The following is a 14,426-nucleotide window of genomic DNA, read 5'->3' as shown; positions in this document are numbered from 1 at the left end:
CTTGGGCCCCTGAAACGACGTGACGATGCCGCAGGAAGCGGCTATTGGGAGGGCGCGCTTCGGCCCCCCCACCTCACTTGGATGATCACGCTGGGCCGTGACCTCGCTAGAATGGCGGATATGCCTGAATTCTTCTCTCTCCTCCGTGCCCGCTCCCTCCTTGCCTGCACCGTGCTCCTCGGCACACTCGTGCTCGCCGATGGCGCTTTGGCGCAGGCCGGCCCGCCGCCCCAGCCCGGCCAGAACGGGCTCGGACCGAACCCGATGTGCGTGCGGCTGGAAGCTCAACTCGCCGCGCTCGATCGCGGCGGAGGTGATGCCGCGCGCGAAGAGCAGATCCGCCGCTACCAGGATTCCCAGGCCAAGCAGCAGGCCGAGCTCGACCGTGTCACCATGCAGGCCAAGCGCATGGGCTGCGATTCCTCCGGCTTCTTCTCGCTGTTCAACGGCCAGTCGGCGCAGTGCGGCCCGGTCAACACCCAGATCCAGCAGATGCGCGCCAATCTGGACCAGATCACCGGCAGTCTCGAGCGGCTGCGCGGCGGCCCCGGCGCCAACCCGGAGCGCGACAACCAGCGCCGCTCGGTGCTGATGGCGTTGGCGCAGAATAATTGCGGCCCGCAATATGCCAATGCCGTGCAGCAGCAGGGCGGCGGCAACTTCCTCAGCAATCTGTTCGGCGGCAACAACCCGAACAATCCGCAAGCCATGCCGCCCTCCGATCTCGGCCCGCAATCCGGCACCTTCCGCACCGTCTGCGTGCGCACCTGCGACGGCGCTTATTTCCCGATCTCCTTTGCCACCGTGCCGGCGCGCTTCCCTGACGATGAGAAGACCTGCAAGGCGCTGTGCCCGGCCGCGGAAGCCGTGCTCTACAGCCATCGCAATCCCGGCGAGGACATGAACGCGGCGGTCTCGATCGGCGGCCAGCCCTACTCGGCGCTGCCGACCGCATTCAAATTCCGCAGCGAGTTCAATCCGTCCTGCTCCTGCAAGGCGGCGGGACAGACCTGGGCGGATGCGCTGAAATCGGCCGATGACAAGGCCGCGGCCGAGCAGCAGGGCGACATCATCGTCACCGAGGAAAGCGCCAGGAAGATGCAGCAGCAACGGCTCAACAAGGGCGCGCCGCAGCCTGCCAATGCCAAGAAAGGCGCGGCTCCTGCACCAGCAACTGCTGCCGCACCGGTCGCCACGCCGCCCGCGGACGCGAGCCCCGCGTCAGAGAACAAGCCGATCCGCTCGGTCGGCCCGACCTTCCTGCCGCAGCAGCAGAAGTAGGCCGTCGCTCTGTCATGCTCCGCGCAGGCGTCCCAGCGCGGCCGTTCCGCTGTTACGGCTCGCCCTCGCGGCTCCACGGGAAGAGATTGGCCGGAAAGTCTGCTGCGTAGCGCCTGCCCTTCCGGGACGGAAGCGGTGCATCCGGTGGGTTCGGATTGGGCTCGACCACCCGCCGATAGAGGTGCCAGGTGGCATGACCGAGCACCGGCAGAACGACGGCGAGACCGACGAAGAGCGGCAGCGAGCCGATCACGAGCAGCGCCGCCACGATGAGGCCCCATCCGGCCATCGCAACCGGATTGGCCGCCACCGCTCGGAGCGACGTGCGGATCGCGTCGATCGCCGTCGCATGACGGTCCAGCATCAACGGAAATGACACGACGCTGACGCACAATGCCACAACCGCAAACAGGAAGCCGACACCGCAACCGATGATGATGAGCGACCAGCCTTCGGGTGTCGTCAGCACGCGCGTTGCGAAGTCGGGTATGCTTGCGGCCGCAGCGTGACCGAAGATCGCGACATAGATTGCGTTCGCGGCACCGATCCAAGCCCCGAACAGGACCAGCAGGAGCACGCCGAGTTCGACCATGGCGCCGAACGACGGTGCGCGCAGCACCTTGATCGCATCCCATGCTTCGACCTCCTCGCCGCGCTCGCGGCGACGGCTGAGTTCGTAGAGACCGATCGCGGCAAAAGGACCGATCAAGGCAAAGCCGGCGGCCAGCGGAAATAGTAGCGGCAGCACCGAATAGCCGAGCACCATCCTGAACAGGACGAGACCGAGAACGGGATAGATCAGGCACACGACGATCGCGTGACTCGGCATCGCCTGGAAATCACCCCAACCCAGGCGCAGGACCTCGGTCAGGTCGGACAAGCTGATCTTGCGAATGGGATAGGAGGTCGCTTCGCCGAATGCGCGCCGCCTGACGTCGTGGGAGTACAGAGTGGCCATGTACGGACGCTCCCGTGCTGAAAATCGCGGTTTTCGACAACACGCGCTCTTCAGCCACGCGTGTCCGCCTGACGAGCAGGAAACGCGAGGGGTCGGGTACGGCAACCCAGGTTCAGCAACCGAGCCTGGCCGGACGGAACCCGTCGCGACCTGCCCGGCAAGCTTAGCGCGCGCGGAGCACGGCTGCATTCACGGTTGGGTGAATTGCGCACCCGCACGGATTTGTGCGTTGCATCACCCAAACCGAACATGGGCACCGGATGCTTGTCGGTTTGCCGGCACGGGCAATCACACCAATTCGGGCACCTCTATTGCTCTATTGACGCCGGATTAGGCTGGGATCATTTTAGACGCAGACGCCCTTAGAGTTGAAGGTCGCGAGCGTTCTCTTGATTTCGCGATCGGTGGACTGGGCGAAGCAAGAGGCCGGCGATGGCATATGCCAAGAAAGGCCAGCCATCGCGACCGACATGAGCTCCGCCCTGGATTCGTATCCGTAGCCTTCGATGGCAAGGATGGATCAGGATGGCTGTCGCACTGATACTGCTTCTGGTCGCGATCGGCTCGGTGCTGTTTCACATCTACAGCCCGTGGTGGTGGACGCCGATCGCCACGAACTGGGCCTATATCGACCACACGATCAACATCACGTTCTGGATCACGGGCTTCGTTTTCGTCGCCGTGATCGCCTTCATGGCTTACTGCGTCTTCCGCTTTCGCCACAGAGAGGGAAGAAGGGCTGACTACAATCCGGAAAACAAAAGGCTCGAATGGTGGCTGAGCGTCGGGACCGGCGTCGGCGTCGCGGCCATGCTGGCGCCTGGCCTCGTGGTCTGGCACCAGTTCGTGACGGTGCCTGCGGATGCCACCGAGATCGAGGTCATGGGCCAGCAATGGCAGTGGAGCTTCCGCCTTCCGGGCAAGGATGGGCAGTTGGGCACATCGGATGTCCGCAACATCGCGTCCGACAATCCGATGGGGCTCAATCGTGACGACCGGCACGCGCAGGACGATGTCGTGATCGAGAGCGGCGACCTGCACCTTCAAGTCGGAAAGCCGGTCAAGGTTCTCCTCCGCTCGGTTGATGTCCTGCACGATTTCTACGTGCCCGAATTCCGGGCCAAGATGGACATGGTTCCAGGCATGGTGACCTATTTCTGGATCACGCCGATCCGAACCGGAACCTTCGATGTCCTCTGTGCGGAGCTTTGTGGCACTGCTCACTATCAAATGCGGGCCAAGGTCATCGTCGACGAAGAGCGTGAATATCACGCTTGGCTCGAGCAACAAAAAACGTTCGCAGAATTATCGCCGGCAAAAGCCGTCGTGAAGACGACGTATCAATCCGGCAGCAGGTAGCAAGCTGCCGCCGAAGACAGATCGGGCGCAAGAGGCCAGCGCCTCCCCCCGATGGGAACGACCGAGGAGGTTCTATGGTCGATGTTCCATATGAAGGGATCCCCGGCATCCCGCCTGCCGAAGTACCTGACGTCGAGCTCTATCATCCGCGGAGCTGGTGGACACGATATGTGTTCTCGCAGGACGCCAAGGTGATCGCCATTCAGTATTCGCTGACGGCCACGGCCATCGGGCTGGTGGCCCTGGTGCTATCGTGGCTGATGCGGCTGCAACTGGGATTCCCCGGCACCTTCTCTTTCATCGATGCCAACCAGTACCTCCAGTTCATCACCATGCACGGCATGATCATGGTGATTTACCTGCTCACCGCATTGTTCCTGGGCGGCTTCGGCAACTACCTGATCCCGCTGATGGTCGGCGCCAGGGACATGGTCTTCCCCTATGTGAACATGCTGAGCTACTGGATCTACCTGCTCGCAGTCCTGGTGCTTGCCTCGACATTCTTTCGTGCCCGGCGGCCCCACCGGCGCCGGTTGGACGCTGTACCCGCCGCAAGCAATCCTTTCAGGAACGCCCGGACAGGATTGGGGCATCCTTCTCATGCTCGCGTCCCTGATCCTGTTCATCATCGGCTTCACCATGGGCGGGCTGAATTATGTGGTCACAGTGTTGCAGGCGCGCACGCGCGGCATGACCTTGATGCGCCTGCCCCTGACGGTGTGGGGCATTTTCACGGCGACCGTCATGGCGCTCCTCGCGTTCCCTGCATTGTTCGTTGCCTCGGTCATGCTGCTGTTCGACCGTCTCTTGGGAACCAGCTTCTTCATGCCCGCCCTCCTCGAGATGGGCACGCTATCGAAACATGGCGGCGGCAGCCCGTTGCTCTTCCAGCACCTGTTCTGGTTCTTCGGTCATCCCGAAGTCTACATCGTCGCCCTGCCCGCCTTCGGCATCGTCTCCGATCTGATCAGCACGCATGCGCGCAAGAACATCTTTGGTTATCGCATGATGGTCTGGGCGATCGTAGCCATCGGCGCGCTCAGCTTCATCGTATGGGCGCACCACATGTATGTGAGCGGCATGTTCCCGCAATTCGGGTACTTCTTCGCCACCACGACGCTCATCATCGCCATCCCCACCGCGATCAAGGTCTACAACTGGGTGCTGACCCTGTGGCGCGGCGACATTCATCTCACGGTGCCGATGCTGTTCGCCCTCGGCTTCATCGTCACCTTCGTGAACGGCGGGCTCACCGGCCTCTTCCTCGGCAACGTCGTCGTGGACGTGCCCCTCTCGGATACCATGTTCGTGGTCGCCCATTTCCACATGGTGATGGGCGTGGCGCCGATCATGGTCGTGCTCGGCGCGATCTATCATTGGTACCCAAAGGTCACGGGGCGGATGCTGAACGAGGCCATGGGCAAGTTTCACTTCTGGGTCACCTTCCTCGGCGCCTACCTGATCTTCTTCCCCATGCACTATCTTGGACTGCTCGGAGTCCCGCGCCGGTATTTCGAACTCCTAGATACGACGTTCATCCCGTCCTCGGCCCATTCACTCAACGCCTTCATCTCCGTGGTGGCCTTGATCGTCGGCTTTAGCCAGATGGTGTTCCTGTTCAACCTTGTCTGGAGCCTGTTCAAAGGTGAGGCCTCAGGCGGCAATCCGTGGCGGGCGACGACGCTGGAGTGGCAGACGCCGGAGACGCCCCCAGCGCACGGCAACTGGGGCAAGGAGCTCCCTGTCGTGTACCGCTGGGCCTATGATTACAGTGTGCCCGGCGCCGCGGAGGACTTCATTCCGCAGAACCAGCCGCCGCGTGCGACTCAGCTCGTTCAGGGAGCTGCTTCGTGAGCGCCATCATCCTGTTCCTGGCTGTGCTTGCGGTGATCGCCGGATGGTGGCTGTCGCAGCAGCGCCTGACGGCCAAGCCCTGGCTGGAGGAAGGCCCGGCCGGTGACTTCCCCGGCGGCGATGCCATAACCTGGCCGGCAGCGAAGATCGGACTTGGCGTGTTTCTCGCGGTCGCGAGCGCCTTGTTCGTCCTCTTCATCAGCGCCTACTCGATGCGCATGAGCGTGGTGGACTGGCGGCCGCTGCCGGTGCCGCGGCTGCTGTGGGTCAACACGGGCGTCCTGGTCCTGAGCAGTGTCGCGCTGCAATGGTCGAACGTGGCCGCGCGCCGACACGATACCGAAGGCGTCATGATCGGTCTGCTCGCGGGCGGAGCATCTGCCGTGATCTTCCTCGCCGGGCAGCTCCTGGCTTGGCAACAGCTCGGGGCTGCGGGATATTTCGTGGCGTCCAATCCATCGAATTCCTTCTTCTACCTGTTGACCGCAGTGCACGGGCTGCACCTGACGGGCGGTCTTGTGGCCTTGGGCCGAACCTCGGCCAAGATGTGGCGCGGCGCCGAGATCGCCGACATGCGCTTGAGCGTGGAGCTGTGCGCCATCTACTGGCACTTCCTGCTGTTGGTCTGGCTTGTCCTGCTCGGTCTTCTCACCGGCTGGACCGACGATTTCATCGACATCTGCCGCCAATTGCTGAGCTAGGGAGGCGAGACCAGATGGCTGAGACCGTGCTGACAAATCCGGGCCAATCGCCTGCGCGGCTTGAAGGCTGGCGCGGCATCGCCGCCGACTGGGCGTCCGATCAGCGCGCCTTCAAGAACGTGTCCTGGGGCAAGGCCATGATGTGGATCTTCCTCCTCAGCGACACCTTCATCTTCAGTTGCTTCCTGCTCTCCTACATGACGGCGCGCATGTCGACGACCGTGCCGTGGCCCAATCCCAGCGAAGTCTTCGCCCTCAATATCGGGGGCAACCACATGCCCCTGATCCTGATCGCCATCATGACCTTCGTGCTGATCAGCAGCAGCGGTACGATGGCGATGGCCGTCAATTTCGGCTACCGCCGCGATCGCGTGAGAACCGCAATCCTGATGCTGGTCACTGCAGCCTTCGGCGCGACCTTCGTCGGAATGCAGGCCTTCGAATGGACAAAGCTGATCATGGAGGGCGTCCGGCCCTGGGGCAATCCATGGGGTGCCCCGCAGTTTGGTGCGAGCTTCTTCATGATCACCGGCTTCCACGGCACCCATGTGACTTTCGGTGTGATCTTCCTGATCGCCATCGCGCGAAAGGTCCTTCGTGGCGACTTCGACGTCGAGAGGCGCGGCTTCTTCACGAGCCGAAGGGGGAATTACGAGATCGTCGAGATCACGGGCCTGTACTGGCACTTCGTCGATCTCGTGTGGGTGTTCATCTTCGCATTCTTCTATCTTTGGTGAGGTCGGCGCATGACAAACGCGGCGGTACACATGGAAGAACGGCCCCACGCTCCGGCGCACGGCGCAGTTGCAACGGAAGCCGTTCACGCCGAGGGGCAACAGCACCCGATCAAGCTCTACCTCGTGGTCTGGGGTTGGTTGTTCGTCCTCAGCACGTTCTCCTACCTCGTCGACTACTTTGGCCTGCATGGCTATCTGAGGTGGTCGCTGATCCTGCTGTTCATGATGTTGAAGGCCGGCCTGATCGTCGCCGTCTTCATGCACATGGCCTGGGAGCGGCTGGCCTTGACCTATGCCATCCTGCTGCCGCCGGTCGCGGTATTGGTATTTGTGGCGATCATGGTGCTCGAATCCGAATACACGCGCTTCCTAAGGGTGCTGTTTTTCGCAACCCCGTCATAGCGCCTGCCGTCGCTCAGGGTAGGCTTCACCCCTCGAATGCGTCGATTGACGCCGTGCTTCCACGTGACACCAGCGCCTCATCCGTCGCCGGCAACGGCTGGCCCTTGTCGCGAAAACGGTTGGTGATGGGATAACGGCGGTCGCGGCCGAAATTCTTCGGTGTCACCTTCACCCCAGGCGCGGCCTGGCGGCGCTTGTATTCGGCGACGTTGAGCAGATGGTCGATCCGGGTCACCGTCTCGCGGTCGAAGCCGGCGGCGATGATCTGGTCGAGCGGCTCCTCGCGCTCGACCAGGCGCTCCAGGATGGCATCGAGCACGTCGTAAGGCGGCAACGAGTCCTGGTCGGTCTGGTTCTCGCGCAGCTCCGCGGTCGGCGGGCGCGTGATGATGTCCGGCGGGATCACCTCGCCGGCAGGGCCGAGCGCGCCCTCCGGCTTCCAGGAATTGCGCAAGCTTGCCAGGCGGAACACCTGCGTCTTGTAGATGTCCTTGATCGGGTTGAAGCCGCCGTTCATGTCGCCATAAAGCGTGGCGTAGCCGACCGACATCTCCGACTTGTTGCCGGTCGTCACCACCATCAGCCCGGTCTTGTTGGAGATCGCCATCAGCAGCGTGCCGCGGGTGCGGGCCTGGAGGTTCTCCTCGGTGATATCGGGCGGCAGGTTCTTGAAGATGCCGGACAGGATCGTCTCGAACCCGGTCACGGCTTCGGCGATCGGCAGCACCTCGTAGCGGATGCCGAGATGGCCGGCGAGCTCGCCGGCATCCGCGATCGAATGCGGCGCGGTGTAGCGGTAAGGCAGCATCACGCCATGCACCTGGTCGACGCCGAGCGCGTCGACAGCGATCGCCGCGCAGAGCGCCGAATCGATGCCGCCGGAGATGCCGAGCAGCACGCCTGGAAAGCCGTTCTTGGCGACGTAATCGCGTAAGCCCAGCACGCAGGCGGCGTAGTCGGCCTTGTCGCCCTCGGGCAGCTCGGCGATCGGCCCGCTGCAGCGCCAGTCGTCGCCGTTTCTGCTGAAACGCAGCGTGACGATGCCTTCTTCGAAGGCCGGCAGCTGCGCCGCGAGCGAGAGATCGCCATTGAGCGCGAAGGATGCGCCGTCGAACACGAGCTCGTCCTGGCCGCCGACCTGGTTGAGATAGACCAGCGGCAGCCCGCTCTCCGTGACGCGCGCTACCGCGACCGACAGGCGCACGTCGTTCTTGTCGCGGGCGTAAGGCGAGCCGTTCGGCACCAGGATGATCTCGGCGCCGGTCTCGGCCAGCGTCTCGACCACGTTCTCGTAATCCTCGGACTCTTCCAGCCAGATGTCCTCGCAGATCGGCACGCCTATGCGCACGCCGCGCACGGTGACGGGACCGGCGGCAGGGCCGCGCGAAAACAGCCGCTTCTCGTCGAACACGCCGTAATTCGGCAGGTTGCACTTGAAACGCAGGCTCGCGATACGCCCGCCGTCGAGCAGCGCACAGGCATTGTAGAGCATGCCCTCCTCGACCCAGGGCGTGCCGACCAGCATCGCAGGCCCGCCATCGGCGGTCTCGCGCGCGAGGCTTTCGATCGCGGCGCGGCAGGCGGCCTGGAAGGCGGGCTTCTGCACCAGGTCTTCCGGCGGATAGCCGGCGATGAACAGTTCCGGAAACAACACGAGATCGGCGCCGTCGGACTTGGCCTGCGCCCGCGCCGCGCGCGCCTTGGCCGCATTGTCCTCCACGTCGCCCATGGTCGGATTGAGCTGGGCGAGCGTGACCGCGAATGTGTCGAGACGTTCGGTCATCGCGCGCTCGCTTTCACCTCTCCCGAAGGGAGAGGTCGAATTGCATCAGAGATGCAATTCGGGTGAGGGGTTACGGTGTCTCGTGGGAGCTGAGCCCCCTCACCCGATTTGAGCTCGACGATGCTCCGCATCGCGAGACACAAATCGACCTCTCCCCGTTGGGGAGAGGTGAAGGGACCTCGGACACCCACGCGCAATGGATTGTCTCCGCGCTCTAGAGGAGCCCCAGTCGCTCGATGATGGCAATGATCCAGAACGCGCCGGTCATCAAGAGCGCAACGCCAACAGCGGCCGAGCCCATGTCCTTGACGCGGCCGATCTGCTTGTCGTGATCCAAGGTCAGCCGGTCGGCGAGCTTCTCGATCGCGGTATTGAGCAGCTCGACCGTCAGCACGAAAGCGACAGAGCACACCAATTCGACCGCGCGCATCGCCGTGGCGCCGATGAACCAGGCGAGCGGCACCGACAGCAGCAGCGCGAAGATCTCCTCGCGGACGGCCTGCTCCGACCGGAACGCAAAGGCCAGCCCGTTGCGGGAATTGATCGTGGCCTTCCAGATCCGCAGCAAGGTCTTACAGCCCCGCTGCGGCCGGAATCGGCTGAGCCTTGCCGGCGCGCTCCTGCTTGAGCAGCTCCGCGACCAGGAACGCCATATCGATGGATTGCTCGGCGTTGAGGCGGGGATCGCAGACCGTGTGGTAGCGGTCGTTGAGATCCTCGTCCGTGATCGCGCGGGCGCCGCCGAGACATTCGGTGACGTCCTGGCCGGTCATCTCCAGATGCACGCCGCCGGCATGGGTGCCCTCGGCGGCGTGGACCGCGAAGAACGACTTGACCTCGGACAGGATGCGGTCGAACGGGCGAGTCTTGTAGCCGGACGTCGAGGTGATGGTGTTGCCGTGCATGGGATCGCACGACCAGACCACCACCCGGCCCTCGCGCTTCACGGCGCGGACCATGTTCGGCAGATGCTCGCCGATCTTGTCGGAGCCGAAGCGGCCGATCAACGTCAGCCGGCCCGGCTCGTTGTCGGGATTGAGCACGTCGATCAGCTTCAGCAGTTCGTCTACCTTGAGCGAGGGGCCGCACTTCAGCCCGATCGGATTCTTGATGCCGCGGAAATATTCGACATGGCCGTGATCGAGCTGGCGGGTGCGGTCGCCGATCCAGATCATGTGGCCCGAGGTCGCGTACCAGTCGCCGGTGGTGGAATCGACGCGGGTCATGGCCTGCTCGTAGCCAAGCAGCAGCGCCTCATGGCTGGTGTAGAAATCGGTGGCACGCAGCTCCGGATGGCTCTCGAGGTCGAGGCCGCAGGCGCGCATGAAGTTGAGCGCGTCCGAGATGCGGTCGGCCAGCTCCTTGTAGCGGCGTGACTGCGGGCTATCCTTGAGGAAGCCCAGCATCCATTGATGCACGCTGCCGAGATTGGCGAAGCCGCCGGTGGCGAACGCGCGGAGCAGGTTCAGCGTCGCGGCGGACTGGCGATAGGCCATCAGCTGGCGCTGCGGATCGGGAATGCGCGCTTCGCTGGTGAAGGCGATGTCGTTGACGATGTCGCCGCGATAGCTCGGCAGCTCGACGCCATTCACCTTCTCGGTCGCCGACGAACGCGGTTTTGCGAACTGGCCGGCGATGCGGCCGACCTTCACCACCGGCACCGCGCCGGCATAGGTCAGCACCACCGCCATCTGCAGCAGCACGCGGAAGAAGTCGCGGATGTTGTTGGCGCCGTGCTCGGCGAAGCTCTCGGCGCAGTCGCCGCCCTGTAGCAGGAAGGCTTCGCCCGCCGCAACGCGGCCCAAGGCCTTCTTCAGATTGCGCGCCTCGCCTGCGAACACCAGCGGCGGAAAGGTCGCAAGCTGCGCCTCGACATCGGCTAGAGCCTTGGCGTCGGGATATTCGGGCACCTGTAGCACCGGCTTGCTGCGCCAGGACTCGGGCGTCCACCGCTCGGACATCGCAATCTCTCCGTGAAGCAAAAACCACAACCTGATCTAGGGGTTGCGAGGGCCGCCTTATACACAGGCCGGCCACGCCCCGCCAGTTGTAAATCCATTTCGCAGCGCAAACCCTTGCGGCCAAAGCCGAATTCGCATTTGCTTGGGCAGGCTTGAGGAATCCGACAGGACACCGACCGCCATGGGCGCGGCACTGGATGACGTTTTCATCGACGAGATCAGCTTCCCGGCAGCCGACGGCTATGCCCTGACCGGCACCCTGTTCCTGCCGCGCGGCGCCAAGCGCCATGCCGTCCTGATCAATTCGGCGACCGCCGTGCCGCGAAAGATCTATCGGGGCTTTGCCTCCTACCTGGCCCATCGCGGCTGCGCGGTGCTGACCTACGATTATCGCGGCATCGGCGATTCCCGCCTGCCGGCGATGGTCGGCTACAACCAGCCGAAATCGCTGGTCGGCTTCAGGGCCTCGATGTCGGACTGGGCTGCGCTCGACGTCACCGCCGCGGTCAGCTGGATGCGCGAGCGCTATCATGCCCTGCCGCTCGCCTATATCGGCCATTCCTTCGGCGGCCAGGCGCTCGGGCTGATCGCGAACAACAGCGAGATCTCGCGCGCCGCCTTGGTGGCCTCGCAGGCCGCGACATGGCGATTGATGACCTCGCCGGAAAAATACCGGGTCTACGCGTTCATGAATTTTGTCGGTGTGCCGCTGGTCCATGCACTCGGTTACGCACCGGGCTGGGCCGGCGTCGGCGAGGATTTGCCCAAGGGCGTCTTCCTGCAATGGACCGAATGGGTCTCGAGCCCGCGCTATCTGTTCGATTCAAAGCTGCCGGCACTCGAGAACTTCGCCAGGTTCAAGGGCGAGCTGCGCTCGCTATGCTTCTCCGACGATCCCTGGGCGACGCGGCCCGCGGTCGAGCTGCTCGCGAGCGGATTCACTGCGATCAAGCCGGAGGTGCTGATGGTCAAACCGTCCGACGTCGGCGCCAAGAAAATAGGCCATTTCGGCTTCTTCCGCCCCGAGCACCGCGACACGCTGTGGCGCGGGGTCGCGGAATGGATTCAGGGGGAATGAGGTTGTTCACCTCTCCCGGATCAGGGCTATTGCAAATGACTTTTAGCGGCGGTCTGCGGCCCGCCTCGTCCTTCGAGACGGCGCTTACGCGCCTCCTCAGGATGAGGCTAATCAGGGTCGGTGCCCGTTGAAACTGCCGCCACATACTCCGCCCTCATCCTGAGGAGCCCGCCTAAAGCGGGCGTCTCGAAGGATGGCCGCAGGGAAAAGGTGTCATCCACTAACGGATGATCGTCGTCAGCGACGAGTAGCGCCGGTTCGGCTTGGCGTCGCTAGGTGCGAACTGCGCGAAGGCGTCGCTGACGCGGATCGCCGGCGGCGTGTCGCTCGCGAACCGAAATTCCTTCGGCCGCGGTGCGTAGAAGCTGGCGCGGTAATAAGCGTCGTCGAAGCGCGCCTCGCCGACGCCGAACAATGCGTCACAGACCAGCAGGAGCGCGTAGACTCCCGCGACCGCTGCGACGATCTCCCTGAGAATTGTCATGCCGATGCCCTGCCCTTTTGCGGGCAGGATGCCGATTGGTTCCAAAGGCCCGGTTTAACGCGCCCTGCTTCTTGTCGGCAGCGTTTGCCGGCGCTGAACCGATTGCAGACAATTTTATCGATCTCGAAAGAAGAGCCCGCCCAACCGGACGATCAGGCGGGCTCCAGGATTGGCCGCTCGGGAGGTATTGGGCGGCCAGCTTATCAGCCGTGCTCGGCCACCTTGCGATGGCCGCTCTCGCTGAGGCGGTCGACCCAGGCGATGCCGACCGCCGAGACGATGAAGGTCATGTGAATCAGCACCTGCCACATCACCCCGCTCTCGGTGAAATTGCTGCGGGTCGTGCCGAGATTGCCGGCCTCGATGAAGGTCCTGAGCAGCGAGATCGAGGAGATGCCGATGATCGCCATTGCGAGCTTGATCTTGAGCACGCTGGCATTGACGTGACCGAGCCATTCCGGCTCGTCCGGATGGCCGCTGAGGTTCAGCCGGGAAACGAAGGTCTCGTATCCACCCACGATTACCATGATCAGAAGGTTCGAGATCATGACGACGTCGATCAGCCCGAGCACGACCAGCATGATCTGCTGCTCGCTGGCGTCGAACGAATGCAAGACGAGGTGCCAGAGCTCCTTCAGGAACAACAGCACATAGACGGCCTGGGCGACGATGAGGCCGACATAGAGCGGCAGCTGCAGCCAGCGCGAGCCGAAGATCAGCTTCGGAAGCAGGCCGACCGGCGGCAACGGCGCGGCCCGCGCCGAAGGTGCTTTGGGTTCGGACGTCATTGATCACTCCGGATTGCGGTAGATTGTCGCCTCAGAGACTCGCAATCACCGGTGCAAGTTCCAGCGTCCCGCGATAGATCATCTCAAACGCGACGTAAAGGATGATGGCGAGGCCGACATAGGCCACCCAGCGCTGCTTCTGGAGCAAGCGGCCAAGCAGATCCGCGGCAACGCCCATCATCCCAACCGACAAGAGCAGGCCGAAGGCCAGAATGTAGGGATGCTCCCGCGCGGCGCCCGCGACCGCGAGCACGTTGTCGAGCGACATCGACACGTCGGCGGCGACGATCTGCACCGCTGCTTGGCCGAAAGTCTTCCGCTGTACCGGCTGCTGTACCGGCGCAGCACCTGCGCTGCCGCTATCGAATGCGAGTTCTTTCGCATGCGCGGCCTGCTCGCGCAGCTCGCGCCACATCTTCCAGCAGACCCAGAGCAGCAAAACGCCGCCGGCGAGCAGAAGGCCGATCACTTGCAGAAGCTGGGTCGCAACGCCGGCGAAGGCGATACGCAGTGCGGTGGCAGCGGCGATACCGACGATGATGGCGCGGCGGCGCTGCTCGGCCGGCAGGCCGGCAGCCGCAAGGCCGATGACGACGGCATTGTCGCCGGCGAGCACGAGATCGATCAGGATGACTTGAAACAGCGCGGACAGCGCTTCGGCGGTGATGAGTTCAGTCATGATTGATCATTCCTAGAGGCAGACGGATCGAGCCAATGCGGCTTGCGCCGCTCGATCCAGTCGAAGACTTTTGAACGGGAGGAGCGCAGCGCAGGCACGTCCTCGGCGAGCAGAGCAAGGCCGAGCGGCAGCATCCAGACGCCGAGCACCGGGAGGATGGAGAGCACACCGCCGACGACCAGCAGCGTGCCCGAGGGGATCCTGACCCAGCGGCTGGACGGCTTGAGCAGATAGGTCAGGGTGTCGCTCATGCGCGGCGGCAGGCGGTCGACGAGCTTGGCCAGGCGCGGGTCGCCACCGGCGATCTGGTCGGTGTTCCCCTCGGTTTGCCTGGCGCGCTCGTTCGAAATCGTGCTCATGC

At 63.7% G+C, this 14,426-nt stretch carries 14 protein-coding genes and 1 pseudogene; 7 read left to right on the top strand and 8 right to left on the bottom strand.

What is annotated here, in order from left to right:
- The first annotated feature begins 111 nt into the window (after window positions 1-111).
- The gene (locus tag ACVWYQ_RS00960; RefSeq protein WP_456725352.1) at window positions 112-1,281 is read left to right on the top strand and encodes a DUF2865 domain-containing protein; all 1,170 of its coding nucleotides are present in this window, start codon (window positions 112-114) and stop codon (window positions 1,279-1,281) included.
- Window positions 1,282-1,333: 52 nt separating this feature from the next.
- Here the strand turns inward: ACVWYQ_RS00960 and ACVWYQ_RS00955 are convergent, their stop codons facing one another.
- On the bottom strand, window positions 1,334-2,239 hold the full coding sequence (locus ACVWYQ_RS00955; RefSeq protein ID WP_456725351.1) for a DUF2189 domain-containing protein: 906 nt from the start codon (window positions 2,237-2,239) through the stop codon (window positions 1,334-1,336).
- A gap of 525 nt (window positions 2,240-2,764) precedes the next feature.
- Here ACVWYQ_RS00955 and ACVWYQ_RS00950 point away from each other — a divergent pair.
- The 5 genes and pseudogenes from ACVWYQ_RS00950 to ACVWYQ_RS00930 all read left to right on the top strand — a co-directional run bounded on the left by ACVWYQ_RS00950 (window position 2,765) and on the right by ACVWYQ_RS00930 (window position 7,292).
- Window positions 2,765-3,598: a cytochrome c oxidase subunit II gene (locus tag ACVWYQ_RS00950; protein WP_456725350.1), complete on the top strand. Its 834-nt coding sequence runs from the start codon at window positions 2,765-2,767 to the stop codon at window positions 3,596-3,598.
- Window positions 3,599-3,672: 74 nt separating this feature from the next.
- Window positions 3,673-5,452 (top strand): annotated as a pseudogene (locus tag ACVWYQ_RS00945) (cbb3-type cytochrome c oxidase subunit I).
- A complete protein-coding gene (locus tag ACVWYQ_RS00940) occupies window positions 5,449-6,153 on the top strand; it encodes a cytochrome c oxidase subunit 3 (RefSeq protein ID WP_271547225.1) in 705 nt (234 codons plus the stop codon). The pseudogene ACVWYQ_RS00945 and the gene ACVWYQ_RS00940 overlap by 4 nt, the downstream one beginning before the upstream one ends.
- A 14-nt stretch (window positions 6,154-6,167) precedes the next feature.
- Window positions 6,168-6,890 (top strand): heme-copper oxidase subunit III family protein, encoded by a 723-nt coding sequence (locus ACVWYQ_RS00935; protein ID WP_275500199.1) that lies wholly within the window; start codon window positions 6,168-6,170, stop codon window positions 6,888-6,890.
- A gap of 9 nt (window positions 6,891-6,899) precedes the next feature.
- Window positions 6,900-7,292: a cytochrome C oxidase subunit IV family protein gene (locus ACVWYQ_RS00930; protein WP_271547227.1), complete on the top strand. Its 393-nt coding sequence runs from the start codon at window positions 6,900-6,902 to the stop codon at window positions 7,290-7,292.
- Between the two features lie 25 nt (window positions 7,293-7,317).
- Here ACVWYQ_RS00930 and ACVWYQ_RS00925 read toward each other — a convergent pair whose 3' ends face one another.
- The 3 genes from ACVWYQ_RS00925 to ACVWYQ_RS00915 form a co-directional block, all read right to left on the bottom strand.
- A complete protein-coding gene (locus ACVWYQ_RS00925; RefSeq protein WP_404541819.1) occupies window positions 7,318-9,075 on the bottom strand; it encodes an NAD+ synthase in 1,758 nt (585 codons plus the stop codon).
- Between the two features lie 214 nt (window positions 9,076-9,289).
- Window positions 9,290-9,643, bottom strand: a complete 354-nt coding sequence (locus ACVWYQ_RS00920) for a diacylglycerol kinase (RefSeq protein ID WP_271547229.1) — start codon at window positions 9,641-9,643, stop codon at window positions 9,290-9,292.
- Window positions 9,644-9,647: 4 nt separating this feature from the next.
- Window positions 9,648-11,036 carry a class II 3-deoxy-7-phosphoheptulonate synthase gene (locus tag ACVWYQ_RS00915; protein ID WP_036001515.1) on the bottom strand — a complete coding sequence of 463 codons (1,389 nt, stop codon included), beginning with the start codon at window positions 11,034-11,036 and terminating at the stop codon, window positions 9,648-9,650.
- Window positions 11,037-11,217: 181 nt separating this feature from the next.
- Between ACVWYQ_RS00915 and ACVWYQ_RS00910 the strand changes: the two genes are divergently transcribed.
- Entirely contained in the window at window positions 11,218-12,114 is an 897-nt protein-coding gene (locus ACVWYQ_RS00910) for an alpha/beta hydrolase family protein (RefSeq protein ID WP_404541822.1), read from the top strand.
- Between the two features lie 220 nt (window positions 12,115-12,334).
- On the opposite strand, the gene ACVWYQ_RS00905 is transcribed toward ACVWYQ_RS00910, so the two are convergent.
- The 4 genes from ACVWYQ_RS00905 to ACVWYQ_RS00890 form a co-directional block, all read right to left on the bottom strand.
- Window positions 12,335-12,598 (bottom strand): hypothetical protein, encoded by a 264-nt coding sequence (locus ACVWYQ_RS00905; RefSeq protein ID WP_404541824.1) that lies wholly within the window; start codon window positions 12,596-12,598, stop codon window positions 12,335-12,337.
- Between the two features lie 203 nt (window positions 12,599-12,801).
- Window positions 12,802-13,386, bottom strand: coding sequence for a TIGR00645 family protein (locus tag ACVWYQ_RS00900; protein ID WP_275500202.1), 585 nt, complete (start codon window positions 13,384-13,386; stop codon window positions 12,802-12,804).
- A gap of 31 nt (window positions 13,387-13,417) precedes the next feature.
- Window positions 13,418-14,065, bottom strand: a complete 648-nt coding sequence (locus ACVWYQ_RS00895) for a TerC family protein (RefSeq protein ID WP_128262298.1) — start codon at window positions 14,063-14,065, stop codon at window positions 13,418-13,420.
- Window positions 14,062-14,424, bottom strand: coding sequence for a hypothetical protein (locus ACVWYQ_RS00890; RefSeq protein WP_036034483.1), 363 nt, complete (start codon window positions 14,422-14,424; stop codon window positions 14,062-14,064). The genes ACVWYQ_RS00895 and ACVWYQ_RS00890 overlap by 4 nt, the downstream gene beginning before the upstream one ends.
- Window positions 14,425-14,426: the final 2 nt, after the last annotated feature.

It is taken from the genome of Bradyrhizobium sp. USDA 3397, from assembly GCF_054060965.1.
This window is presented reverse-complemented; position numbering and strand designations above follow the sequence as displayed.

Excerpts from the sequence above, each read along its gene's own strand:
- ACVWYQ_RS00935 (WP_275500199.1), top strand. The coding sequence starts at position 6,168 with ATGGCTGAGACCGTGCTGACAAATCCGGGCCAATCGCCTGCGCGGCTT.
- ACVWYQ_RS00895 (WP_128262298.1), bottom strand. The coding sequence starts at position 14,065 with ATGACTGAACTCATCACCGCCGAAGCGCTGTCCGCGCTGTTTCAAGTC.
- ACVWYQ_RS00900 (WP_275500202.1), bottom strand. The coding sequence starts at position 13,386 with ATGACGTCCGAACCCAAAGCACCTTCGGCGCGGGCCGCGCCGTTGCCG.
- ACVWYQ_RS00890 (WP_036034483.1), bottom strand. The coding sequence starts at position 14,424 with ATGAGCACGATTTCGAACGAGCGCGCCAGGCAAACCGAGGGGAACACC.
- ACVWYQ_RS00955 (WP_456725351.1), bottom strand. The coding sequence starts at position 2,239 with ATGGCCACTCTGTACTCCCACGACGTCAGGCGGCGCGCATTCGGCGAA.
- ACVWYQ_RS00905 (WP_404541824.1), bottom strand. The coding sequence starts at position 12,598 with ATGACAATTCTCAGGGAGATCGTCGCAGCGGTCGCGGGAGTCTACGCG.
- ACVWYQ_RS00950 (WP_456725350.1), top strand. The coding sequence starts at position 2,765 with ATGGCTGTCGCACTGATACTGCTTCTGGTCGCGATCGGCTCGGTGCTG.
- ACVWYQ_RS00925 (WP_404541819.1), bottom strand. The coding sequence starts at position 9,075 with ATGACCGAACGTCTCGACACATTCGCGGTCACGCTCGCCCAGCTCAAT.
- ACVWYQ_RS00915 (WP_036001515.1), bottom strand. The coding sequence starts at position 11,036 with ATGTCCGAGCGGTGGACGCCCGAGTCCTGGCGCAGCAAGCCGGTGCTA.
- ACVWYQ_RS00930 (WP_271547227.1), top strand. The coding sequence starts at position 6,900 with ATGACAAACGCGGCGGTACACATGGAAGAACGGCCCCACGCTCCGGCG.
- ACVWYQ_RS00960 (WP_456725352.1), top strand. The coding sequence starts at position 112 with ATGGCGGATATGCCTGAATTCTTCTCTCTCCTCCGTGCCCGCTCCCTC.
- ACVWYQ_RS00910 (WP_404541822.1), top strand. The coding sequence starts at position 11,218 with ATGGGCGCGGCACTGGATGACGTTTTCATCGACGAGATCAGCTTCCCG.